Annotated in this window: 17 protein-coding genes; 13 read left to right on the top strand and 4 right to left on the bottom strand. The window is 46.0% G+C overall.

The window, feature by feature from the left end; all coding sequences use genetic code 11:
• Positions 1–323 precede the first annotated feature (323 nt).
• The 7 genes from KYK27_RS10730 (at position 324) to KYK27_RS10760 (ending at position 11,570) form a co-directional block, all read left to right on the top strand.
• Positions 324–3,491 carry a SusC/RagA family TonB-linked outer membrane protein gene (locus KYK27_RS10730; RefSeq protein WP_233150376.1) on the top strand — a complete coding sequence of 1,056 codons (3,168 nt, stop codon included), beginning with the start codon at positions 324–326 and terminating at the stop codon, positions 3,489–3,491.
• Between the two features lie 27 nt (positions 3,492–3,518).
• Positions 3,519–5,015 carry a RagB/SusD family nutrient uptake outer membrane protein gene (locus KYK27_RS10735; protein WP_199110001.1) on the top strand — a complete coding sequence of 499 codons (1,497 nt, stop codon included), beginning with the start codon at positions 3,519–3,521 and terminating at the stop codon, positions 5,013–5,015.
• Between the two features lie 22 nt (positions 5,016–5,037).
• A complete protein-coding gene (locus KYK27_RS10740; protein WP_219337361.1) occupies positions 5,038–6,480 on the top strand; it encodes a PKD domain-containing protein in 1,443 nt (480 codons plus the stop codon).
• Positions 6,481–6,613: 133 nt separating this feature from the next.
• Positions 6,614–7,459, top strand: a complete 846-nt coding sequence (locus KYK27_RS10745; protein ID WP_233150377.1) for a family 16 glycosylhydrolase — start codon at positions 6,614–6,616, stop codon at positions 7,457–7,459.
• Between the two features lie 179 nt (positions 7,460–7,638).
• A complete protein-coding gene (locus KYK27_RS10750) occupies positions 7,639–9,003 on the top strand; it encodes a glycoside hydrolase family 30 protein (protein ID WP_199110003.1) in 1,365 nt (454 codons plus the stop codon).
• Positions 8,997–9,155, top strand: coding sequence for a hypothetical protein (locus tag KYK27_RS10755; protein ID WP_199110004.1), 159 nt, complete (start codon positions 8,997–8,999; stop codon positions 9,153–9,155). Before KYK27_RS10750 ends, KYK27_RS10755 begins: the two co-directional genes overlap by 7 nt.
• 27 nt (positions 9,156–9,182) lie before the next feature.
• Positions 9,183–11,570, top strand: coding sequence for a glycoside hydrolase family 3 N-terminal domain-containing protein (locus tag KYK27_RS10760; protein ID WP_233150378.1), 2,388 nt, complete (start codon positions 9,183–9,185; stop codon positions 11,568–11,570).
• Between the two features lie 73 nt (positions 11,571–11,643).
• On the opposite strand, the gene KYK27_RS10765 is transcribed toward KYK27_RS10760, so the two are convergent.
• The 3 genes from KYK27_RS10765 to KYK27_RS10775 form a co-directional block, all read right to left on the bottom strand.
• Complete coding sequence (locus KYK27_RS10765) at positions 11,644–14,565, bottom strand: two-component regulator propeller domain-containing protein (protein ID WP_199110005.1); 2,922 nt, start codon at positions 14,563–14,565, stop codon at positions 11,644–11,646.
• Between the two features lie 212 nt (positions 14,566–14,777).
• Complete coding sequence (locus KYK27_RS10770; protein ID WP_199110006.1) at positions 14,778–16,061, bottom strand: erythromycin esterase family protein; 1,284 nt, start codon at positions 16,059–16,061, stop codon at positions 14,778–14,780.
• A gap of 142 nt (positions 16,062–16,203) precedes the next feature.
• On the bottom strand, positions 16,204–16,938 hold the full coding sequence (locus tag KYK27_RS10775) for a DUF4197 domain-containing protein (protein ID WP_199110007.1): 735 nt from the start codon (positions 16,936–16,938) through the stop codon (positions 16,204–16,206).
• Positions 16,939–17,002: 64 nt separating this feature from the next.
• Here KYK27_RS10775 and KYK27_RS10780 point away from each other — a divergent pair, with 64 nt between their 5' ends.
• From KYK27_RS10780 to KYK27_RS10805, 6 genes are all read left to right on the top strand, one after another.
• A complete protein-coding gene (locus KYK27_RS10780) occupies positions 17,003–18,262 on the top strand; it encodes a competence/damage-inducible protein A (RefSeq protein WP_199110008.1) in 1,260 nt (419 codons plus the stop codon).
• Between the two features lie 151 nt (positions 18,263–18,413).
• Complete coding sequence (locus KYK27_RS10785) at positions 18,414–19,775, top strand: dihydrolipoamide acetyltransferase family protein (RefSeq protein WP_199110009.1); 1,362 nt, start codon at positions 18,414–18,416, stop codon at positions 19,773–19,775.
• Positions 19,776–19,914: 139 nt separating this feature from the next.
• Entirely contained in the window at positions 19,915–20,475 is a 561-nt protein-coding gene (locus KYK27_RS10790; protein WP_199110010.1) for a cupin domain-containing protein, read from the top strand.
• A gap of 73 nt (positions 20,476–20,548) precedes the next feature.
• Positions 20,549–21,064, top strand: coding sequence for a hypothetical protein (locus KYK27_RS10795; protein ID WP_199110011.1), 516 nt, complete (start codon positions 20,549–20,551; stop codon positions 21,062–21,064).
• A 49-nt stretch (positions 21,065–21,113) separates the two neighbouring features.
• Positions 21,114–21,710 carry a hypothetical protein gene (locus KYK27_RS10800; protein ID WP_199110012.1) on the top strand — a complete coding sequence of 199 codons (597 nt, stop codon included), beginning with the start codon at positions 21,114–21,116 and terminating at the stop codon, positions 21,708–21,710.
• Positions 21,711–21,788: 78 nt separating this feature from the next.
• Positions 21,789–22,439 (top strand): hypothetical protein, encoded by a 651-nt coding sequence (locus tag KYK27_RS10805; protein WP_199110013.1) that lies wholly within the window; start codon positions 21,789–21,791, stop codon positions 22,437–22,439.
• Positions 22,440–22,505: 66 nt separating this feature from the next.
• On the opposite strand, the gene KYK27_RS10810 is transcribed toward KYK27_RS10805, so the two are convergent.
• A complete protein-coding gene (locus KYK27_RS10810; protein ID WP_199110014.1) occupies positions 22,506–25,136 on the bottom strand; it encodes a valine--tRNA ligase in 2,631 nt (876 codons plus the stop codon).
• Positions 25,137–25,251: the final 115 nt, after the last annotated feature.

Raw genomic sequence — 25,251 nt, forward strand, 5'->3', positions numbered from 1 at the left:
TATAGTCCTGCATCCTCTTTAAAGTCAGCAGTTATATTTAATCTATTGGAAATAAACGCCTTAACAAATACCTAATTATATTGACGTAGTTATGACGTACTCAAAAAGTAGCCATGATGTGCCTACTTTTTGAGCAAATTACCTGAATTAGAGTAAAATTATATCGCCGAATCTAAATACAGGTTTAGGTAAAACACCGGATGAACATAGCAATGTAAAGGTGTCCTCAGTCAGATACACCGTACTGCTTCTCAAGTATCTTTTAATTTCTACTTTTAGTGTTAGTCATAGTTTGAGTTTTAAATCAATCTAATTCTTTATTTATGAGAAAATACTTTTACACAGCTATGGGTTGTCTTACCATGGTTGCCTGCATCAACTCAGTTGCCTATGCAGACAATCCCGGCAAAGTACGACTCAAAAAAGAAAAGTTTTATGCCCAAACCGTAACAGGTAAGGTAACCTCTGAGAGCGGCGAACCCCTGATCGGGGCAAGTGTTACTTTGAAAGGCACCTCAGCCGGAGATGTTACAGATATCAATGGCAACTTCTCTATCAATGTACCCGACAATGGTGGAACACTTGTGGTGTCTTACATTGGTTTTCTGTCGCAAGAGGTAGCCATTGCCGGCCGCACAACTATAAACATTACATTAAAAGCCGATGCTAAAAGTTTAGAAGAGGTAGTGGTGATCGGTTATGGTGTACAAAAGAAGAGTGTTGTAACAGGAGCCATATCCAGCGTTAAATCCGCAGACCTGGAAAACCAGCAGATTACCCGCGTAGAACAGGCGTTGCAAGGCAGAACTTCCGGGGTAACTGTTGCTGCTAACTCCGGTGCGCCAGGTGCGGGATCCACAGTACGGGTAAGAGGTATAACCACCCTGAACAATAACGAACCGCTCTATGTAGTGGATGGCGTTATTGTTAGCGGAGGTATAGATTACCTGAACCAATCAGATATAGAATCTATCGAGGTATTGAAAGATGCTGCATCGGCTGCCATATATGGTACAAGGGGTGCTACCGGCGTAATACTGGTAACCACCAAAAAAGGGAAAGAAGGAACCATGCGCGTAAACTATAACGCGTACTACGGTACCCAGTCTCCTACCCGTAAACTTGATCTGCTGAATGCAACAGAGTATGCCACCCTCCGAAACGAAGCTGCTGTAGCAGGTGGAAACCCGATAGTTTACCAAGACCCGCGGGCATTAGGAGAAGGCACAAACTGGCAGGATCATGTTTTTAACGACGATGCCCGTATTCAGAGTCATGACTTTAGCTTAAGCGGCGGCAACAACAAATCTACTTATTATGCTTCTTATGGTTACCTGAACCAGGAAGGTATAGTTGCCACGGCCATATCTAATTTCGAGCGCCATAATGTGCGTTTAAACTCTACGCACAAAGTAATCGACTGGCTAACTATAGGCCAGAACCTGGGTTATTCCCATATTAAAAGTATAGGCGGCTTTAACCCGAACACCGAATTTGGTGGCCCGCTTAACTCCGCTATCAACTTAGACCCAATCACACCTTTCCTGATCACGGACCCGGCCATTTTAGATGATCCGAACAGTATCTATAACAGGCAGCCGGTTATCAGAAATGCACAAGGGTATCCGTACGGCATCTCTACTATAGTTATGCAGGAAATGACGAACCCTGCCGCGTACATCCAGACGCAGTTAGGCAACCATGGCTGGTCTGATAACATTGTCGGTAACGCCTTTGCTGAAGTGGAGCCAATAAAAGGTCTTAAGTTCAGGTCTACATTAGGAGGAAAACTTGCTTACTGGGGCGGTGAAAGCTTTAAGCCGATCTATTACCTGAACGCATCAACTATAAGCCAGCAAACTTCCAGAAGCCGCGACCGGAACCAGGTAATGGACTATAACATCGAGAACATACTCTCTTACACCCGAAATTTAACAGATCACAACTTTACAGTTCTTTTAGGGCAGGGTGCTTATAAAGATGCTCAGACCAGTGGCCTTGGTTTATCCTATACTGGTATACCTGCTAACAATTTTGATGATGCCTCATTTAACCTGCCTGTACCAAGTGCAAATATCGGGGCGTACGCTTATGATGGTGTAGCACATACGGTAAGCTCTCTTTTCGGCCGTGTGATCTACGATTACAAAGAGAAATATCTGTTTACAGGTATCATCCGCAGAGACGGTTCTTCTAAATTCGGTTCTAACTACCAGTATGGCTATTTCCCATCTGTTTCTTTAGGCTGGGTGGCCTCAAACGAGGATTTCTGGCCTGTTAATGATTTCGTGGATTTCTTAAAGATCAGAGGTTCTTATGGCGAAGTTGGTAACGACCAGACAGGTAACTTCGGATTTATATCAACAGTAAGTCCGGGCCGAAACTATACTTTCGGTAATTCTGTATCCCAGGGCTATACAATAGGTTACAGTCCTAACGCACCTGCCAACCCTGACCTGCGTTGGGAAGAAACAGCACAGACCAACATCGGTTTCGAAACAACACTCCTACAGAATATTAACTTGACTTTCGACTGGTTTAATAAGAAAACCTCTGGCATCTTAATGGAACTGGAGTTACCGGGTTATGCAGGTGCTACAGGCAACCCACTGGCCAACATTGCGGATATGCAGAACAGAGGTATAGAACTGGAACTAGGCTATAACCAAAAAATTGGTGAGGTTGGCTTCAGATTATCCGGTAATGCTGCTTATGTAAAAAACGAGATATTTTCTCTGCAAAGTGGTAAATCCTTCACACAAAGTGGTAGCGCCAGTATCCAGACATTTAACTACCCGCTTAACCGCAACATTATAGGCGAGTCATATTTCAGTTTCTATGGTTTCCAGACGAACGGCATTTTCCAGAACGACGAAGATGTAGCGAGCTATGTAAGCTCAGACGGAACCGTAATTCAGCCAAACGCAGTACCAGGAGACTTCCGTTGGAAAGATACCAATGATGACGGACAGATTACGGAAGCCGACCGCGTTGTACTTGGCAAACCACTTCCGGACTGGACTTTTGGTGTTACCCTTAATGCTGACTGGAAAAACTTCGACCTGCTTATTTTTGGTCAGGGCGCAGCTGGTCACAAGATCTTCCAGGGAGTACGTCGCCTGGAGATATCTACCGCTAACTGGCAAACGAAAGCCCTGGGCCGCTGGACAGGCGAAGGAACCTCTAACGACTATCCAAGAATTTCTACCTCTGACCCGAACAACAACTTCTCAAATCCTTCCGATTTCTATTTAGAAGATGGCGATTATTTCAGAATAAAAACCTTACAGGTAGGTTATACTTTGCCAACCATCCTTACAGAAAAATTTGCCATTCAAAAAGCCCGTTTTTATGTGAGCGGCAACAACCTGCTGACCTTCACAAAATACACCGGATTTGATCCTGAGATTGGTGGAAACATATTCGGTATCGACCGTGCTTTCTATCCGCAGGCGCGCTCAATTATGGTTGGTGTAAACTTAGGTTTGTAGTAGAACGGAATTCTAAACGAAAGAATCATGAAAAATAAATTCATATATACAGCCATCTTCACCTTGGCTTTACCCCTTCTGAGTTCTTGTGATGATGATTTCCTGGATGTAGACCCGGAAGGCATTATCCTGGAATCTGAGTACTATAAAAATCCGGAAGAAGCTTACACTGGCTTAGTAGCAGCTTATGACCCGCTTGGTTGGCAGGCCGGTGATACGTACCATAACGTTGGCGCTATAAACGCTGCCTCTGATGATACACATGCAGGCGGTGGTGGTCCATCGGACATGAATACCTGGCAGGCCTGGAACAGGTTTACGTTAAACCCAGCCATCGGCCCGCAGGAAGAATACTGGGACAGAAACTTCAGAGGTATTTCAAGAACTAACATCATCTTATCTAAAGTAGAGGCCGGCGTGCCTGGTCTGGCACAGTCAATTGCAGATCGTTATGTTGCCGAAGCAAAATTCTTAAGAGCTTATTACTACTTTGAATTAGTACGCCTTTTCAGAAACGTACCGCTATTTACGGCTCCGCTTGCTACCGAAGAAATCTTTAATGTAACTCAGGTAACTGCGGATGTTGTATATGCCCAGATTGAAAAAGACCTGGCAGAAGCAATTCCGAATCTGCCTCTAACTGTACCGGTTGCAACTGAGGGTGGCCGTGCCACGCAAGGTGCTGCAAAAGCTTTACTTGGTAAGGTATTCCTGTTCCAGAAAAAATGGAACCAGGCTGCAGATCAGTTTAAAGATGTTAATGGTACCCCGGGCGCAACCAGCATGTATGGCTACCGCTTATTAGATAACTATGGCGCTATTTTCGACCCTACCAATAAGTTTAACAGCGAATCTATTTTTGAGATAGTGCATACAAACCAAGCCAAAATGGGCTGGGAAGGATGGCCGAACTTTGAAGGTAATGTTGGTGTGCAGATGATGGGGCCAAGAGGTTATTCCGGTCCTACGTATGTTGCTGGCTGGGGCTTTAACCCGCTTACCGTAGAACTGGTAGCTGCACTGGAAGGAGACCCGCGCTACGAACACACTGTGCTGGATATTAAAAGTATAAAAGATGCTACTTATGAGCCAAGCTACGACGATACCGGCTTTTTTGTAAAGAAGTATGCCCCTAGAGCAGCCTGGGTTACAACCATTGGCGGCGAACCCGCCCTGAACTTTGCAGTTGATTACATTGAGATCCGCTTAGCTGATACGTACCTGATGGAAGCGGAAGCACTTGTACAGGGCGGTGGAGATATGAGCAGAGCTGCTGATTTACTTAATGCTGTTCGCGGCCGCGTTGGTTTGGCTGCTGTTGCCGCTACCCTTGATAACATCTATAAAGAACGAAGACTGGAACTGGCAACAGAAGGCCATCGCTTCGACGACCTGGTACGTACCGGCAGAGCTGCTTCCGTGTTAGCTCCGATGGGTTTTGTGGCAGGCAAGCACGAGGTGTTACCTATTCCGCAGGAAGAGCTTTCGAATACCAAGCTTGTTCAGAACCCGGAGTACCAATAACAGGAGGTCATTTTACTATTAAATGAAAGATATCATGAAATACAGCAAATTATTATCCAAGGTATACTCCTATCTGGCGATAGCACTGGCAGCAAGTATAGTTGCCGCCTGTACCCCCGAGGAAATGGATGGCGGCCTGGCCCCTGCACCCAGTTCTGAAATGGTGAAGTTCTCTGTGGCACCAACCCAGGACAACCCGAACATTGTAACCTTTACCAATGAAACACCAGGCACTTTTAAGGCGATCTGGGACTTTGGTAACGGAAATACAGCCGAAGGGGATAAGGTAAATGGCTCCTTCCCTGTGAAGGGTGATTATACGGTTAAGCTTACAGTATTTACCAGCGGAGGCTATGCTTCTAACACGCAGACGGTAACTATAGCTGAGACCAATGTTTCGATGCTTGACAGGGAAGACTATAACCTGCTGACCGGCGGAGCAGCTGATGCAGATGGCAAGACCTGGGTTATAGACAAAACCAAGGCCGGGCATATGGGTGTAGGCCCGATAGGTGCAGCTACGCCGGAATGGTGGTCAGCACCGCCAAACGATAAAGCTTCAGAAGGGCTTTATGACGATGAGATGACCTTTAACCTGAATGGGTTTTCTTATACCTATCAGAATAACGGAAACACGTTTGTAAACGGCTCTAACGCTGCTGGCTTGGGCGGTACAGCGCAAGGTGCAGACTATACTTTACCTTATACTCCTCCAACAAACATGGTATGGAGCATTGTAGAAGAGAATGGCAAAAAGTACCTGCAACTATCTAACAATGGTTTTGTGGGTTACTATACCGGTGTGTCTCGTTACGAGATCCTGTCTTTGTCTGAGAATGAGTTGTACCTGAAAGGTGGCGATGGTGCAAATGCTGCAAATGGCTGGTGGTTACGCTTAGTGCCAAAAGGATATACACATCCGGTAGAGGCGCGTCCGTACAAAATGGAAGACATGGAAGATACCTTTGATAAAGATGGAAATGTAGTCTGGAAAAAAGAAAACCTTACCCTGAACGAATCTTATGACAACCCTGCTCCTATTGGTATCAACAAATCGGCTAAAGTAGCGATGTATGTAAAACAGGAAGGCCAGCAGTATGAGTTTGCCAACATGTTCACAGACTTTAACTATGACTTCGACCTGAACCAGCGCAATGTGTTCAAGCTGAAAGTATTCATACCAAGCTATAACGACTTTACCACACAGGCTGGCGAAGATTGGGCAATCAAAAACTTGTTGCAACAGGTATCGGTGAAACTACAGGATGGTACCTCGGCACAGCCATGGGTTAACCAGGTAGAGATAAAACAGCAGGTGGACAAGCTTGACCAGTGGGTAGAGCTTACTTATGATTTCTCGGCATTTAAAGGCAGAAAAGATCTGAACCGCATTGTAATCCAAGCAGGCGGAGAAGGAAATTTTATACCAGGCATCTTCTTCCTGGATGATTTTAGATTAGAGTAAAGGTGAAAAGTGGAGCCGGGAACCTGCATTGTTCCCGGCTTACTTTTACTAACTCTGCATTAAAAACAGCACCGCACCATTACCAGCTTATATCAACAATATGCTTATTTATCTCAGACCTAAGTTTCAACAAATGCTATTTATAGTTACTTCCCTTTTCCTTTCGATGGTGGCGACGTCGTGCTCAACTACAGAAGAAGCAAAGCCTAACATATACCAACCTAAAGTCCCACAGGACCTGAACTGGAAGTTTGAAACTACCCCGTTGTGGGCAGATGAGTTTACCAATACAGGGCAACCCGACCCGGCTAAATGGGGCTTCGATATAGGCGGAACCGGTTGGGGAAACAATGAACTACAGTATTATACCAACAGCGCCAGCAATGTTGCTGTAAGCGATGGCACACTGAAGATAACAGCCCGAAAAGAAAACAAAGAAGGCAAAGAATACACCTCAGCCAGGCTGGTGACCAAAAACAAAGGCGACTTTTTATATGGCAGAGTTGAGATAAAAGCGAAGCTACCGACAGGCCGGGGAACCTGGCCCGCTATCTGGATGCTGCCAACTGACTGGGCTTACGGCGGATGGCCAAAATCTGGCGAGATTGACATTATGGAGCACGTAGGCTACGATCAGAACAAAGTACACATTACCGTGCATACTGAGGCTTACAACCATAGTAAGAACACACAAAAAGGTCAAAGCAAAGCAATAGAAACAGCCAGCACAGCATTCCATACCTACCGCGTAGACTGGACTCCATTTGCTGTGAGAGGGTATATTGATGATATGCCCGTGTTTGAATTCAGGAATGAAGGCAAAGGGTTTGAAGTATGGCCTTTCGATAAACGCTTTCACCTTTTGCTAAACGTTGCAGTTGGGGGTAACTGGGGAGGCGCCCAGGGAGTTGATCCGAATATTTTCCCGCAAACAATGGAAATAGACTATGTAAGGGTCTATAAAATGATTGAAAAATAAACGTCATTCCCAACTATACTTCTGGCCACAGACCTAAGCCTATTTAAGAAGGAAAAGGTTTATAGATCCATGCTCTAACTATAGGTTTACTAATAAACTATAACGCTGTGCGAAACTGCTTCTCTAAAAATTGGATATTACTGTTGCTGGTACCGCTTGTTTTATCCTGTAAAAAGGAGATGAATGAAACAAGCGGGGGCACACCCGGTAATACAACATATCAAACTGTCGCTTTCTGGCTTACAGACCCCGGCACTTCTGTTCTGTTTAAACTGCAAAACCAACCATTGGCATTTGGATCACCGGCAAACCAACACCCAACTATAACAATAGATACAACAGAAACCTACCAGACTATAGATGGGTTTGGGTATACCCTAACCGGTGGAAGTGCAACGCTCCTGAACAAAATGTCGTCTGCTGCCCGGGCTGAGCTTTTAAAAGAGCTTTTTGCTACAGAAGGTACCAGTATAGGTGTAAGCTACCTCCGGTTAAGTATAGGCGCTTCTGATCTCTCAGACCATGTTTTCTCTTATAACGACCTGCCGGCCGGCCAGACCGATCCGGAAATGACAAAATTTGATCTGGGCCCTGACCGGAAAGACCTTATCCCTGTTCTGAAAGAGATCCTGGCCATCAATCCGGAAATAAAGTTAATGGGTTCTCCGTGGTCCCCTCCTACCTGGATGAAAACGAACAATAGTTCTGTTGGCGGAAGTCTGAAGCCGGAATTCTACGATGCGTATGCGAAGTACTTTGTAAAATACATACAGGCCATGGCAGCCGAAGGTATCCGTATAGATGCCATTACGGTACAGAACGAGCCACTGCACCCAGGCAACAACCCCAGCCTACTGATGCCCGCACAGGAACAGGCCGCTTTTATAAAACAAAGTCTTGGGCCGGCATTCAAGGCTGCAAACCTCGACACCAAGATCATCATCTACGACCATAATGCCGACCGCATTGATTATCCAATAAGTATACTGAACGATCCGGAAGCAAAAAAATACATTAACGGCTCTGCCTTTCACCTGTACGGCGGCACGATAGATGCCCTGGACCAGGTGCACAAAGCGCACCCGGATAAGAATCTATACTTTACAGAACAATGGGTAGGCGCACCCGGTAACCTGGCCGGCGACCTGGCATGGCACACTAAAAACCTGACTATAGGAGCTACCCGAAACTGGTGTAAAACGGTACTGGAATGGAATTTAGCTGCTGACCAAAACCAGGACCCGCATACCGAAGGCGGTTGTACGCAATGCCTAGGGGCAATTACCATAAACGGTGGTGTAACCCGTAACCCGGCTTATTATACTATAGCGCATGCCTCAAAATTTGTAAGGCCGGGCTCGGTAAGAGTTAGCTCAAACATACCTGCTGGCTTACAGAATGTAGCTTTTAAAGCACCCAACGGCGACAAAGTACTGATCGTTTTTAACGAAGGACAGGACAGCCGCACATTTAATATCAGTTACAACGGAAACATAGTTACAACCAGCCTGAACAGAGGGGCAGTAGGCACATATGTATGGTAAACCGCAAAGCTAAACCAACCCCGATCAGGAATTTTACACTACGAAAAACCAATCATTTCTGCTCTTTTATAAAAGCTAACCGGAAGTGGAAAACAGGTATGCAGCCCACACCTGATGGTGAAAAGCTGCTGCCAGAAAAGAACGCTGAATAAATATTTACCGAACAAAAGAACCGCTACATGAACTTAAAGAATGTAACACTTACTGCCGCTGTTTTTGCTTATGCCATGCTTTCAGGCTGTCAGACGCAGAAACCTGCCGCTGCTACAAGCGAGGACACAGCCACTACAGAGCAGGCAGCCCCTGCCACCTCCGAAGTAGACAGGAAGATAGAAGACCTGATCAGTAAAATGACGCTGGAAGAAAAGGTAGGCCAGATGGCACAGATCACGCTGGACGTTGTAGGTAAAGGCGAAAACAGGTTCTCCAGTTTCGAGCCACTGGTGCTGGACACAGTGGAGTTGCGCAAAGCACTGATAGACTATAAAATAGGCTCTGTTTTAAATACAGCCAATAACCGCGCACGAACTCCTGAAAAATGGTTCGAGATCATCAGCCAGATACAGGACATGGCAATGAATAAGTCCCGCATGAAAATTCCGGTTATTTATGGCGTGGATCAGATACATGGAGCTACTTATACGGCAGGCGGCACTATGTTTCCGCAACAGATTGGCCAGGGTGCAAGTCGTAACCGGGAACTAGTTAGACGCGGGGCGGAAATTACGGCCTATGAAACGCGCGCCAGCTCTATTCCCTGGAACTTCTCTCCAGTGCTGGACTTTTCACCGGATCCGCAATTCTCCCGCCAGTTCGAGACCTTTGGTGAAGATCCTTACCTGATATCTGAGTTAGGTGTTGAGTTGATCAATGGCTATGAGGGGGATAATAACGACATTGGGCATCCGGAGCATGTAGCTTCCTGTATGAAGCACTTTTTGGGATACCAGGTGCCATCATCCGGTAAAGACAGAACGCCAACATACATCCCGGAAACAGCACTTCGTGAGTATCACCTGCCTCCATTTAAAGCAGCCATCGAAGCCGGGTCGCATACCATTATGATCAATTCCGGAATCATAAACGGGGTACCTGTGCACGCAAACCCTGACATCCTGACCAAATTACTGAAAGAGGAATTAGGCTTTAAAGGACTGGTTGTAACGGATTGGGGCGACATTGAATACCTGCATACCCGTGACAAAATAGCCCCTACCATGAAAGATGCTATCATGCTGGCTATAAATGCCGGTGTTGATATGTCGATGATCGCGTACAACTATGAGCCGTTCTGTAATGGCCTGGTAGAACTGGTGAAAGAAGGAAAGGTAAAACAGGAACGAATTGATGATGCCGTAAGACGCATCTTACGCGTAAAATATGCGCTGAACCTGTTCGAAAAACCAACCACCAATCCGAAAGACTACCCTAAGTTTGGCAGCAAGGAGTTTGAAGATGCCGCTTACCAGATGGCTGCAGAATCAATCACGCTACTGAAGAACGAGAAGAATGTGTTGCCGCTAAAGAAAGGTATGAAAGTACTGGTAACCGGCCCGAATGCCAATAGCATGCGTACCCTGAACGGCGCCTGGACATACTCGTGGCAAGGCGAAAAAGTAGAAGAGTTTGCCGGCAAGTATAACACCATTTTAGAAGCTGTGCAGAAAGAAATTGGGGCCGAAAATGTAACGTACGTGCCGGGCGTGAGCTACAAAATGGATGGCTTCTATTACGAAGAATCTGCTGACAAGATGAATAATGCGGTTGCCGCTGCTAAAAACGTAGATGCTATTATACTTTGTCTCGGCGAGAACACTTCTACGGAAACGCCAGGTAACATAAACGACATTTACATTTCAGAACTACAAACGGAGCTTGCCAGAAAACTGGCCCAAACAGGTAAGCCGGTTATACTTGTACTGAACGAAGGTCGCCCTCGAGTGATCAGTCGTTTCGAGCGCGACATGGATGGCATTGTGCAGATCTACCAGCCTGGAAACTATGGCGGTGATGCTTTAGCTGATGTTTTATTCGGTGATGTGAACCCATCCGGCAAATTGCCTTACAACTACCCGCGTTACCCGAATGCGCTGGTTCCTTTTATACACAAGCCATCGGCGGAACAGCGTAAAGCAGAAGGCGTGTATAATTACGAAGCTGACTATAACCCGCAGTACGAATTTGGCCATGGACTGAGCTATACTACTTTTAAGTATGCGGACCTGACTTTGCCTAAAGAAAGCTTTAACATGGATGAGCCCATTAATGTAAGTGTACAGCTGACAAACACAGGCAAGCGCGAAGGAAAGGAAGTAGTACATCTTTATACTTCTGATCTATATGCTTCTGAAATTACACCGGATGTGAAACGCCTGCGCCGCTTCGAAAAAATAAACCTGAAGGCCGGTGAAAGCAAAACCGTATCCTTTACCTTAACTGCTGATGATCTCAGTTACATAAACCGTACTGGCAAGAGAATAACCGAAGCCGGCGAGTTTGAGATCAGGATCGGGGATCAGGTGAAGAAATTTACGCTTACTGGCAGTAACACAATCGGCAAGAATTAGCCTGGTATACGTTTAGCAAAGTATAAAAAAGGGATAAGCTGTAGCGGCTTATCCCTTTTTGTTTTACCTGAGTTTAGTATCTAAGTATAGATTCCGTTAAGCTGGCCTCCTGGTCCAGGTTCATTTTTTTCCGTATCCTGTACCTGCTGGTTTCCACCCCTCTCAACGATAGCTTTAGTAAAGAAGCTATTTCTTTACTCGACAGGTTCAATCGCAGGTAAGCACACATTTTCAAATCCTTGTGGGTCAGGTCCGGGTAATCGTGGCTCAGGCGTTTCAGGAAGTCCTGATGCACCTGATTAAAATGAAACTCAAATTGCTCCCAGTTATTCTCGATCTTGATCTCTTCATCCACCGAACGCAAGATCCGTTTAAGCTGCTGCCGCGTTTCTTTATCAGCAACCTTATCCATGGCTTGCTCCAGTTGGCCTTTCACTTTATACACGGCTTCCATGTTTTGCATTACGTGCAGTGCAGAGGACGTCAGTTCTTGGGTCTTGTGGTTGAGCTCACGTTCCAGTTTTTCGTTGTTTAACCGGATAATCTCTTTTTCAGCTTTCAGCACTTCTTCCATGTGTTGTGCTTCTTTCAGCTTAAGCGCTTTTTCCTGCACCTGCTGCAGCTTAGCCTCCGTGCTGCGTATATGTTTCTGAATTACCTTTCTCAGTAAAAGCAGCACTACAATACCGGTCAGTGCATAAAGTACAAATGCCCACCAAGACCTGTACCACGGAGGCAAAACAGAAAAAGTATAGTTTGCTTCCACACTTTCCTGGTTATAAATGTTTTTGGCCCTTACCTTAAAAGTATAAGTTCCTTCTCTCAGGTTGGTGTATTCTTTTTGCAGGGTTGTAACCCACGGCGACCAGTCCTGGTCAAACCCATCCAGGTAATACTGGTACTGCACATTCTCGGTGCCATCATATACAATGGCACCAAACGTAAACTTAACTGAGTTTAAAGTATAAGCCAGGGCAGGCTCAACAGCTTCTGACTTTGCGTCATCAGGTAAAGTAGTGCCTCCATAAATAAGCGAGTCGGTGGATTGTACGCCGGCCTCCACTTTCCTGATGAGGGTATAAAATTTTTCATCCAGGCCGTTTCTGTGTAAAAAAGTAGGCCGGTAATGCACAAAGCCCTCATCTATACCTATCAGCACATTTTGGTTATTGTAATAGGCAATGTGTTCAAAGCCGCCTACCAGTTTCCCATTCAGCCTGTTAAAAACATTTTTTACGATCTCATTTTTGCCGTTGCTGTGCTTCCGGATATAGCCCATCTCGTTTCCGGCCGAGAACCAGATATTGCCTTCCTTGTCTTCGTATAGTTTCCTGACCTGGGTGGTGCTGTCAAAAAGGTTGTTGAGCTCCGGATACAGCTCAAACCGGTCAGTGCTTTTATTATAACTATAGATGCCACGTAAGCCGGTAAAGATCAGCTTCCCGTTTATCTTAAATACATTTATGTTAATATCAGATGGGAAGCCATGTTTCTGGTTGTAAAAGCTCACATTCTCTACCTGTTGTAGGTTCTCGTCAAGCTTTAATTTATATAAGCCTTTGTATCCGTGAGCAACCCAAATAGTACCATCTGCATCTTCTTCCATTACCCGCGACGATTCATCAAACCCTTTTAGTTTTCTCTGAAACAAAAGTTTGCCATTTTCAAATTTATAGAGCAGCAGGCCGTGGTAGGTTCCGCAAATTACGTATCCAGGGTGCGTTTTGAGCTGCATAAACATCCAGGCGCCCCGGTGATTTGATAATTTCACGGCCTTATTTCCAACAATCTCGAACGGGCCGTTGTGGTGCGACAGCAATAATTTGTCGTTGATCTTTTGCAGTTTGTATACCTGCCCTTCGGTGTTTTCTATGCGTTTGAGCTGCATAGGGTTAAGCGGGCTTTCCTGGTCCCGTAACGTTTTAAAGAATAAGCCGTCGCTTGTGCCCAGGTATAGTAGATCTTTATCCAGCAGCGAAGTATAAGCCGTTCCCGGCAGGCCGGACCTGGTATCGTAGAGCGTAAACGGTGAATTTGACTCCACATAGTCGATACCGTTGTTTAGTGCCAGCCACAAGTTGCCTTTCTGATCCTGATAAATGCTTCGTACGGTGCTGTTCTGCAACCCGCGTTCACGGTTAATGTGCTGGCGAGCATTGCCCTCTGAATCAATGATCAGGAGTCCGTTCAGGGTAGTGCCAATCGCGTATCCTTCTGATAATACGGTGGCAGTATTTACTTTATTCCTGATAAGGAAATCGTTTATGACCCAGTCGCTTGCCTGGAAGCCCGTGTACTCATCGTAAATAAGTATACCATTCTCCTCGGTTATAACTAGCGCCTTACCACCCGGGTACGGAAGTATAGAAGCTATAGTATAAGGAGCTGTTTTTTCGCTGCCGGGTATAAACACCAGCTTATTCTCCTTCAGCTCATAAATGCCTTTATCCGGAACAGGTATGAGTAATTTACCATGCACCAAGAACGGGAAACCAGTAGGCTCGACGGGTGCATTGTATACATTAATTTTGCCATTCCGGTAATGGTATACCCCTGCTACTGTACAGAAATAAACATTATCATCAATAGTGTAGATACTCCATACATCTGCAAAACTTCTGTGCTTGTCTTCTATAAGGTTTTTCAGGGAAACGAAGGTCATCAGGCCTTTTGCATCCGGTGTAAGGTAGCCGAAGTCGTTCTGGCCGCCAACGTAAACCCTGCCGGCTTTGCTGATAGCGAGCGCATGTACGTTAGACCTGTTTGGCATTCCGATCTGTCGCCAGTGGTTACCGTCAAACTCCAGCACCCCATAGTTATTACCAAAGTACATGAGCCCGCGATGGTCCTGCACAACAGCCCAGTTTTGCGGCGAAGCCTGGTATTCTTTAAGCGTAAAATTCCTGATGTATGGTATTCCTTCTCCTTTTACCTGGGTTGAAACAGATAAAAAGGAGAACAGAATAAGGATCAGCAGTAAAGTATGTTTTCTCACAATGTACTAATACCCGTTTTTTCATCTTAAATATTAAGAAATTACAGCGCATTTCAAACATTCTGATGCGAAGTTATAGTTTGAAGTAACGAAATAACAGGTTTCAGGACTTATTGAGCAAGTATAAATTATAGTTGCAGGCGCATTAAAAAGCAAAAGTCCCTGTGCTGAAGTATTACACCGGGACTTTGAAAATTTGCAGGAAAAGTAGCTTAATAATTCCACGGGTATAGTTCGGGTTCCTGCGCTCCGCGGGGTTTCATGTGAAGTGGGTGCACGGCATCAGTTTCATCGAAGTATAGGAAGGCATCGTAGCGTTCCGGAATTATAGTGGGCACGTAGTTTCCGTAGGCTTCAAACTTAGCGTCGTATACCACCCCTATGGCCCTGTGGCCTATCCTGCGTTGTGCTATGTCTTCTATGTGCTTCAGGTCTCTGCTCAGAATTAGTTTATTTTCGTCGCTTATGCTGTGCAAAATGTCTTCCCAGCTTTCGGGTTTTGCAGGTGGTACTTCCATTTTCTGCATTGGTGCTCCCCACGATTTACTTGCAATCACGTGCCCCTGGTAGGTTCCGAAGCCAACAAGTTTTACCTGCTCCTTTCCATACCTCTCCCGGGCCAGCTGGCCTATATTATACATACCATCATCTGCCATATCGGTAGCGCGGGCGTCGCCAATATGCGTATTATGTTCCCAAACTATAGCTTTTGAGTCGGGTCCGTGTAGTTCCAGCAGCCTGTCGAGCGTTTCCATCATGTGTGTGTCGCGCACATTCCATGACTTTGCTCCACCCTGCACCATGGCCCTGTAGTATCTTTCAGCGTTAACAGCCACCATTGCGTTTTGGCGGGTGTTAAAGTCGTGTTCCCTGTCTCCGGTATGTATCGGCGATTTGATAATGCGCTGCAGCATACCGATCACTTCGGCTTCACAATCAGTGCGCACAAATGCGGTTGCCCGGGCATATTCCTGCGGGTCGCGGTTGAAGGGCTCGAAACAATTCATGGCAGAGCGCGCTGCTTCTACCGCTTGTCCGTCGTTCTTTTCCAGGTACTTCAGCACCTGCTCCAGCGACTCCCACAAACTATACACATCCAGCCCGTAAAACCCTACTTTCTGCTCGGCTTTGCGCAGGTGGTTAACATCCCGGATCCATTCCATCAGTGCCGCTACTTCCCAGTTTGCCCACATCCAGGTTGGCCATCTTCTAAAAACCTGTAGCACATCGGCAATCTTACTACCTGAGTTCTGATATCCTTTCACAAACCGGTTCACCGCATAACACTCCGGCCAGTCGCCTTCCACCGCTATAAACTGGAAACCTTTCTCCTGAATTAATCTTTTGGAAATGGCAGTGCGCCAGGTATAGTATTCGGAAGTACCATGCGATGCTTCGCCCAGCATTACGATGCGTGCATTGCCTACTTCATCAATCAGTTTATCAAGGTCTTTGTCTTTGGTAAGCGGAATATATGCGATCTGTTTGTTCTCCATAGTCTGGTAGCGTTTGGGGCATGGCGGTAACTATAAATTTGCTGTATTGTACTAACTTAAAAGGGTTTATGTTTTAAAAAATAAGCCCGCTCTACCAAAGGGCAAAGCGGGCTTACGAAACTATAGTTAGTATTACTTATAGTTACGATTGATTCTCTTTTGAGAAAACGCGGCGAAGCAGTTCTGTGGTACGGGCAATCGGGTTTTCGCGGATCTTCAATTCTTCGTCGGCAACCAATAGGAACAGACCATCAATGGCTTTCTGGGTAGCATATTCGTCCAGGTTCGGGTTTACTTTTTGCACCAAAGGAATCTGGTTATACTGATTTACCAGGTCTGCATAGTATTTTGTAGCATTGGTTTTTTGTAACGACTGCTGTATAACCGGTTTAAAGGCATTGGTTAGCTGCGTGGATGTCGTGCGCTTCAGGTATTGGGTAGCGGCATCTTTGTCTCCTTTCAGAATACCCCAGGCGTCCTGTATCGTCATTTGCTTAATAGCGCTTACAAATATCGGAACGGCACTTTTAGCGGCATCTTCGGCTCCGCGGTTCAGGGTCATTACAAAGCGGTCTACTTCGCTGCCAAGGCCAATTTTGCGTAAGGTATTCTCAACACGTTGCACTTCCGGCGGAAAAGGAATGCGGATCAGTGAGTTTTTATAGTAGCCATCTGTTTGAGAAGCCTTCCCGGCTCCGTTTTTAATACCTACTTCCAGCGCCTGTCGTAAACCGGATGCAACCTCTGATTGGGTAACAGGCGCACTAGTGGTTGTACCGGCTAAAACGCCATCAACAGTTTGCTGCACTTGCGCTGCCGTACATGCGCTGGCACCTATGGCCAGTGCAATAAAAGAAGTGTAAAGTAATTTTTTCATATCGTTATAACATCTTTAACTTAACGTGGTTTTAAAACCCAACGCACAAATCAGACCAAAAACTATGGAAGCGGTAAACGCAGAGATCATCACCATCGGCGACGAAATACTATACGGCCAAATCGTCGATACCAATTCTGCCTGGATGGGTACGGAACTCACGAAGTTAGGTATAAAAGTAAAGCAGATTACCTCTATTTCTGACAGCGCAGCACATATAATTGCCGCTTTGGATGATGCCAGGACGCGCGCTGATATTATTCTGATAACCGGCGGATTAGGCCCAACCAAAGACGACCTGACAAAAGATGTTCTGACAGCCTACTTCCATACAACCCTTAAATTACACGAACCCTCACTTGCCGATATTGCAGCTATTTTTGAAAAACGGGGCATTGAAGTTACGGAACTGAACCGGCAACAGGCTTTTTTACCGGAGAGCTGCACGCCGGTACGCAATGCGCTTGGCACCGCGCCGGGCATGTGGTTTGAGCAGGATGGCAAAGTATATGTATCGATGCCGGGCGTGCCGTTTGAGATGAAGCGCATGATGACGGACATTGTGCTGCCAAAACTGAAAGCCCATTTCAAAACGCCGGAGATCATCCATAAGGTAATACAAACTATAGGCATAGCCGAATCTATACTTGCCGATAGGCTGGAAGCATGGGAACTGGCTTTGCCATCGCATATAAAACTTGCTTACCTGCCATACTTAGCCGGTGTACGCCTGCGCCTGACCGGAGCCGGTGACGATGCAACTGTACTGGATCAGGAACTACAGTCAAAAGTAGAGAAACTATCCCAGATCATCCCAAAATATATTTTTGCTTATGGCGAAGTGAGCCTGGAAGAAGCTGTTGGGAATCTGCTGAAAGCGCAGCAGCTAACTATAGCTACCGCCGAAAGCTGCACGGGCGGCTACCTGGCGCACAAGTTCACCAGCATACCGGGTAGTTCGGCTTATTTTATGGGAAGTATAGTTGCCTACCATAATGATGTAAAAATTCGTGAACTGAATGTAAATCCTGAAACCCTGCAGCAGCATGGTGCCGTAAGTGAAGCCGTTGTGCAGGAGATGGCCGAAAATGTGCGCAAAAAATTTAACACAACTATAGGAGTGGCAACAAGCGGTATAGCCGGCCCCGATGGCGGAACTCCTGACAAACCTGTGGGTACGATCTGGATAGCGTATGCTGATGAACATAAAACAATAGCAAAGCAACTGAACTATAATAAAAACCGCCTGCTCAACATCGAATATACCGCACTGGTTGCTTTAAACCTTATCCGGCAAAGTTTGGCTACAACCGTTGATGAATAGGCTAAAATCCTTAACTTTGTTTCAAAATTAGACATGTAGTATATAGATGTTAGATAATAGACTCTTGGATAAGTAATGTTGTTCCGGGTCTTTAATTCAGTCTGAAATCTGTTATCTGCTACCTGATATCATAGAAAATCAACTATAAAATATGGCACTTGTAGAAATGGTTATGCCCAAAATGGGCGAGAGTATCATGGAAGGTACCGTTCTTAAATGGCTCAAAAATGTGGGTGATACCATAGAGCAGGATGAATCGGTGCTGGAAGTTGCTACTGATAAAGTAGATACAGAAGTACCTGCTATTCAGGGTGGTATTCTTAAAGAAATACTGGTACAGGAAGGCGACGTAGTAGCTGTTGGCGCTCCTATTGCTATCATTTCTACAGACGGCGAAGACACTGCAGCTCCTGCTGCCCCGGCTGCTGCTGAAGCTCCCGCTGCTGCACCACAAGCTGCTCCTGCACAAGAAGCTGCAGCTACCACTGGCTCTTCGGTTGCTAAACTGGATCAGCCTGCTTCCGGTCGTTTCTACTCTCCGCTGGTACTGAACATTGCCCGCGAAGAAGGTATTTCGATGCAGGAACTGGAATATGTGCCAGGTACCGGTAAAGAGGGTCGTGTGTCTAAAAAAGATATCATGGCTTACCTGGAAAGCCGCACGGGCGCTCCGGCACAAGCTGCTGCTCCGCAAGCGCAGGCTCAGCCACAAACTCAGGCTCCTGCTCCGGCCGCTGCCCCTGCTCCTGTTGCACAACCGCAGGCTGCTGCCCCACAGGTTAAACCGGCTGCATCGTATGGTGGTAATGTCGAGATGATCGAGATGGACCGCATGCGTAAGATGATCGCGGACCGCATGGTGGATAGCAAGCGTATTTCGCCGCACGTTACTTCGTTTGTAGAAGCTGATGTAACCAACATCGTGAACTGGAGAAACAAGTGGAAGGATGTATACAAGAAACGCGAAGGCGAGAATTTAACCTTCACTCCTATCTTCATCGACGCGATTGCAAAGGCGATCAAAGATTTCCCGATGATCAACGTGTCTGTGGATGGTGGTACCATTATCCGTCACAAAGACATCAACATAGGTATGGCTGTAGCGTTGCCAAGTGGTAACCTTATCGTTCCGAACATTAAGAACGCTGACCAGCTGAACCTGAACGGACTGACCAAGAAGGTAAACGATCTTGCTAACCGTGGCCGTATCAATAAACTTACGCCAGATGATTTGGCTGGTGGTACATACACGGTTTCAAACGTAGGCTCTTTCGGTAACGTGATGGGAACGCCTATTATCATGCAGCCGCAGGTAGCCATTATGGCGGTTGGTGCTATCAAAAAGAAGCCGGCTGTTATCGAGACTCCGGAAGGTGACCTGATCGGTATCCGTCATTTCATGTTCCTATCGCATTCTTACGACCACCGTGTGGTTGATGGCTCGCTGGGTGGCATGTTCGTGCGCCGCGTAGCTGATTACCTGGAGCAGTTTGATGTGAACCAGTCGATCTAAGTATAAGATCAGAAAGTATAAAGCCTGCTTCAGTGATGGAGCGGGCTTTCTTTTTATAGTTACTTCTGTATCAGTGATTTTGCGTAAAGAAGGAAGTTATATCCTGTTTTATAAAGGCTTATCTATATACTTATCACTTATGAAAAGAGGCAACTTTATTTTTCTTCTACTGGCTTCGGTTCCAATGGCTTCGTTTGCTAAAATGGGTATAGGCTTTTCCGGTAATGGTAAAGGTTTTAAAGTAAATACCGGCGAAAGCAGGTATCATGGGCACCTGAAACTGAAAGGAGTTAACGCCAATGTTTTAGATGTTAAAGTATCGGGTAGAGACACAAACGGCGCACTGGCTATTTTTGAGCAAACCAGTTTATCTCCAAACAGAGGTACACCTATGCACATCCATCTTACCCAGGACGAAATTTTTTATGTGCTGAAAGGAGAATATTATTTCCAGGTAGGTTCTGATAAATACAGGCTGAAAGCTGGCGATACTATTTTCCTGCCCCGAAAAGTACCTCATGCCTGGACACAGCTAAGTGAAACCGGAAGTATGACTGTGACTGTGCAGCCTGCCGGAAAGCTCGAAAACTTTTTTGTAACGATGGCTGGCCTTACGGAAGAACCTTCTCCGGATTTGATCGCGAAGATATTTGCAGATAACGAGATGCAGGTGGTCGGTCCAACATTACGTATAGATTAAGCTCCTAACGCTATACATTATATAAACTGATATAGTATATTAGAGCAGTGATATATTAGCAAACTATACAACTATGAGAAACATATTACCCTGGATACTGGCTGCCATTTTCCTGTTTCTGGCAGTATATTTTTACTGGCAGAAAAACGAAGCCGAAAGCAGACAAACTATAGCTGATAAGCAGGTGGCTAAGATTGATTCCAAATTAGAGCACGAACAAGCTGAAACAGATTCCCTGAAAGAAATGGTGCTTCCACCTGATACGATGGAACTAGTGCCCCCGGGTGGCGCAGCATTTGTGGATGAGCTGGGTAGCCTGAGCCAAAGCGATGTGCAGAAATTACAACGTAAGGGTCTGAAATCTCCTGAAACCGACCTGATGAACGACCTGAACCGCAAACAAAATCAGCTTATACCAGATAAGGGAACGATGGGCGGCACCATGACCATCCGCGATAGCCGCATCCTTAATGATCGCTATGCACTTGCTTATTATGAAGATGGTCATAACGGCGGGTACTTGCTGCTGAAGTACACAGTTAACAACGGCACCATCAACTGGACGGCGGTAGATAATTCGAAACTATAGTTCAGCACGAAATTTGGAGAAGGAAGTATAAACCATAAAACCGATGCCAATGCTGCTTATACAAACTATACTTCCTTTTCTTTTGCTACTACTACAGACTCAGGTTGGTAGCTTTACTTTAAGACAGGATCTGGAAAAGGATCTGGGAAAACTTGCCAGCACCCCTGTCTTCATCAGTGATAATACATCAGCTTCTCCATCTGTTCAAACTATAGTTCAGGATTTGCAGTTGTTTGGCGTCGCAGCAACTATAGATCTGAGTAACAGCAAGTATAGCCAAAGCTCACAAGGAAACCATACAATTCATGTCTGGACGTTTAAGGAAAGTGATATTACATCGCTTTACCAGATCGAGACAACTATAGCCTTAGATACCGTCGTTACGCAGCGTTACCTTGAAAACCGTGCTCCTACCCAGCATCAAATCCAAAACAAGTTTACCTTTCGTACTTATGCCGTTTCCACATCCGCTGATCCGCTTCGATTTTATTATATGACCGAAGCTGAACAGGGGCTGTTAGAATATAGAATTGGTAACCGCCAGGTGCTGATAAATTACCCCGCAAAAAAGGAAGGATTAAGTGATATACTTCCGAAGGTAGAAGATGAATTGAGCGCCGTTTTAGCTGCTTTACAGAAACTGTAAAATATAAAGCTGGTCTGGCATTTTCTAAACTACCGGTAAGTTATTATATTACCTCCTTTAATTCCAACCCTTTACTTTATGAAACACATTTACAACAACTTATGCGTGCTGCGCTGGCACGTAGTAGCAGCTATTTGCCTTTTAATTTTTACCCGGTGTACTACCCCGCAGCTTTCTTTACAGGAAGGAAAACGCATAGATCAGCTGGGCGTATGCCTGGTATTTGCAGACAGTGTTGCCCCTGAGTTTAAAGCGCAGTTTGAGACCAGTCTCGATACCTATATCCAAAATTATAATACTCAAAAACACCCTTTTAAGCTTACTGATTGCCAGGATGAGGGCTCTATCCAAATCAAGGTAGAAGATGTATCCTATACCACCTCTAAACAACGGGCAGCAGGGGTAGCAGTGAGTACTATCGGACTAATAGGCGTGCCTGCCGCTATGGTTACTGCTGGATTGCCGTTTTATGCGTTTTTCTACTACTTCCCGACCAACCAAACCTTTACTACACTTGCGCTTAGCAGAGACATTGCGCACCCCACCATGGGAATGATGAATAGAGTGTATACAAGCGGTGGTATGTTTGGCAGCGACGAGAGACAACGCTTGCGCCATTCCAAAAAATTTGAAAAGCACCTGGATGCCATCTTCATCGAACTGGAAAGAAGTTATGCCAAGACGGCCAAAAAGGCTCCTAAAACAGTAACAACAGCCAGTACAAACTAACTATAAAACAGCAGCGGCCACTCTCCAAAGAAAGCGGCCGCTGCTGTTTTATAGTTAAGCTATAGTTTAAAGCGAAGCTAAACTCTGCTCTATAGCATTGATCTTCGCTTCGGCATCCGCCATTTTCTTACGCTCGTTGGCAATAACCGACTCAGGGGCACCGCTCACAAAACGTTCATTACTCAGCTTTTTACTTACCGACATCAGGAAGCCTTTTGTATACTCCAGCTCCTTCTGCAGACGTTCACGCTCTGCTGCTACATCAATGTTACCTTCCATCGGAATAAAGAACTCATCACCAGCTTCTACGAAGCTGATAGCGCCTTCTACATTCTCCTGCACAAAGTTGATCTCACTGATGTTAGCCAGCTTGCGAATAATGCTCAGGAAAGGATCGTATCCATCCTGATTCATAACCTTAATAGACAGGTCAAGTGACTTGGTTTGCGGGATATTCTTCGAGTTACGTATGTTACGGATGGCAGCCACTACTTTCAGTACGCTGTCCATACGGGCATTCAAAATCTTATCGAACGTATCCTTCTTAGGCCATGCAGACACGATCAGGTATTCCTTTTCTTTGCGTTCTTTCAGGTCGTGCCAGATCTCTTCTGTGATGAACGGCATAAACGGATGAAGCACCTTCAGTACTCTTTCCAGAAAGCCAACCGTAGCATCAATTGTTTGTTTATCAATTGGCTGCTGGTACGCCGGTTTGATCATCTCCAGGTAATTCGAGCAGAAATCATCCCATACCAGTTTGTAAACCGCAAGCAAGGCATCCGAAATACGGAACTTCTCGAAATGGTCTTCGATCTGGGCAAAGGCTTCGTTAAAGCGCGACTCAAACCACTTAATGGCTGTTTCGTTCGGGCATGGCAGGCTTTCGTCTACTTCCCATCCTTTTATCAACCTGAAGGCATTCCATATCTTGTTGCTGAAGTTACGGCCCTGCTCTACCAGTTTCTCATCAAACAGCAAGTCGTTACCAGCCGGTGAGCTGAACAACATACCGGCACGCACACCATCCGCGCCATATTGCTCGATCAGGTCCAGCGGATCAGGTGAGTTACCCAGCGATTTAGACATTTTACGACCCTGCGCATCACGCACGATACCAGTCAGGTACACATTACGGAACGGCATTTCGTTACGGAACTCAAAACCAGCCATAATCATACGTGCTACCCAGAAGAACAGGATCTCAGGAGCAGTTACCAGGTCGTTGGTCGGGTAATAGTAAAGTATATCCTTGTTATCAGGGTCTTTAAAGCCATCAAACACAGAGATCGGCCATAACCATGATGAGAACCAGGTATCCAGTACGTCTTCGTCCTGGCGCAGGTCAGTTAGTTGCAGTTCAGTGTTTCCGCTTTGCTTGCGGGCGAGTTCCAGTGCTTCTTCGGCAGTAGTTGCTACTACAAAAGAGCCATCCGGCAGGTAATACGCCGGAATCTGCTGGCCCCACCATAACTGGCGGGAAACGCACCAGTCGCGCACGTTCTCCATCCACGAGCGGTACATGTTCTTAAACTTAGGCGGATGCAGGCGGATCTGGTCTTCCATTACAGACTCAAGGGCAGGCTTGGCCATCTTATCCATTTTGCACCACCACTGCATCGACAAACGCGGCTCAATTACAGCACCCGTACGCTCAGATGTCTGCAGTACGCTTGGGTATTCATCTATCTTTACAAGAAGCTCCGCTTCCTGCAGGTCTTTTACAATGTTACGGCGGGCAGCAAATCGATCCTGGCCAATGTATAGTTGCGCCTTTTCGTTCAGCGAGCCATCATCGTTCAGGATATCTATCGTTGGCAGGTTATGCTTCTGGCCCAGTTCGTAGTCATTCAGGTCGTGAGCAGGGGTTACTTTTAGCGCACCAGTACCAAACTCTATACTTACGTACTCATCAACTATAACCGGGATCTCTTTACCCAGCAACGGAATACGTACTGATTTGCCGTGCAAATGCGTGTAGCGCTCGTCGTTCGGGTTAACGGCTACAGCCACGTCGGCCATAATGGTTTCAGGGCGCGAAGTTGCTACGGTAATGTATGTTTTCTCGGCGTTGTCAGATACCACTTCGTATTTCAGGTGGTACATTTTCGCCATGGTTTCTTTAGGAATGACTTCTTCATCCGAAAGAGCTGTTTTGCCTTGCGGGTCCCAGTTAACCATGCGCACCCCGCGGTAGATCTGGCCTTTACGGTACAGGTCCACAAACACTTCGATAACGGCAGCCGAAAGGTCTTCTTCCATCGTGAAACGGGTACGGTCCCAATCGCAGGAAGCACCTAACTTTTTAAGCTGCTCCAGGATAATGCCGCCATACTTCTCTTTCCATTCCCAAGCATAGGTCAGGAACTCTTCGCGGGTAAGGTCTTTTTTCTCGATGCCGCGCTCTTTCAGCATGGCCACTACTTTGGCTTCGGTAGCAATAGAAGCGTGGTCGGTGCCCGGTACCCAGCAAGCCTCTTTGCCCTGCATACGCGCACGACGAATAAGAACATCCTGAATGGTATTGTTGAGCATATGCCCCATGTGCAACACGCCCGTTACGTTTGGCGGCGGAATTACAATGGTATAAGGCTCTTTTTTAGGGTTAGGTGTAGAGCGGAAGAAGCCACGCTCCATCCAGCTGCTGTACCACTTTTCTTCTACTTCTTTGGGACTATATTTCTTTGCTATCGACATCGTATACTTGTTTTGGCTGCTTAAAGCGCTAAAAGGCAAAAATAGGGAATTTAGCTTTAATTGTTGATTGTTGATGGCTGATTGTTGGTTGTTCTTTACCTGAATCAGGATTAAT

Origin of the sequence: Pontibacter populi (genome assembly GCF_019336435.1) — a bacterium.
Lineage (GTDB): Bacteria > Bacteroidota > Bacteroidia > Cytophagales > Hymenobacteraceae > Pontibacter > Pontibacter humidus.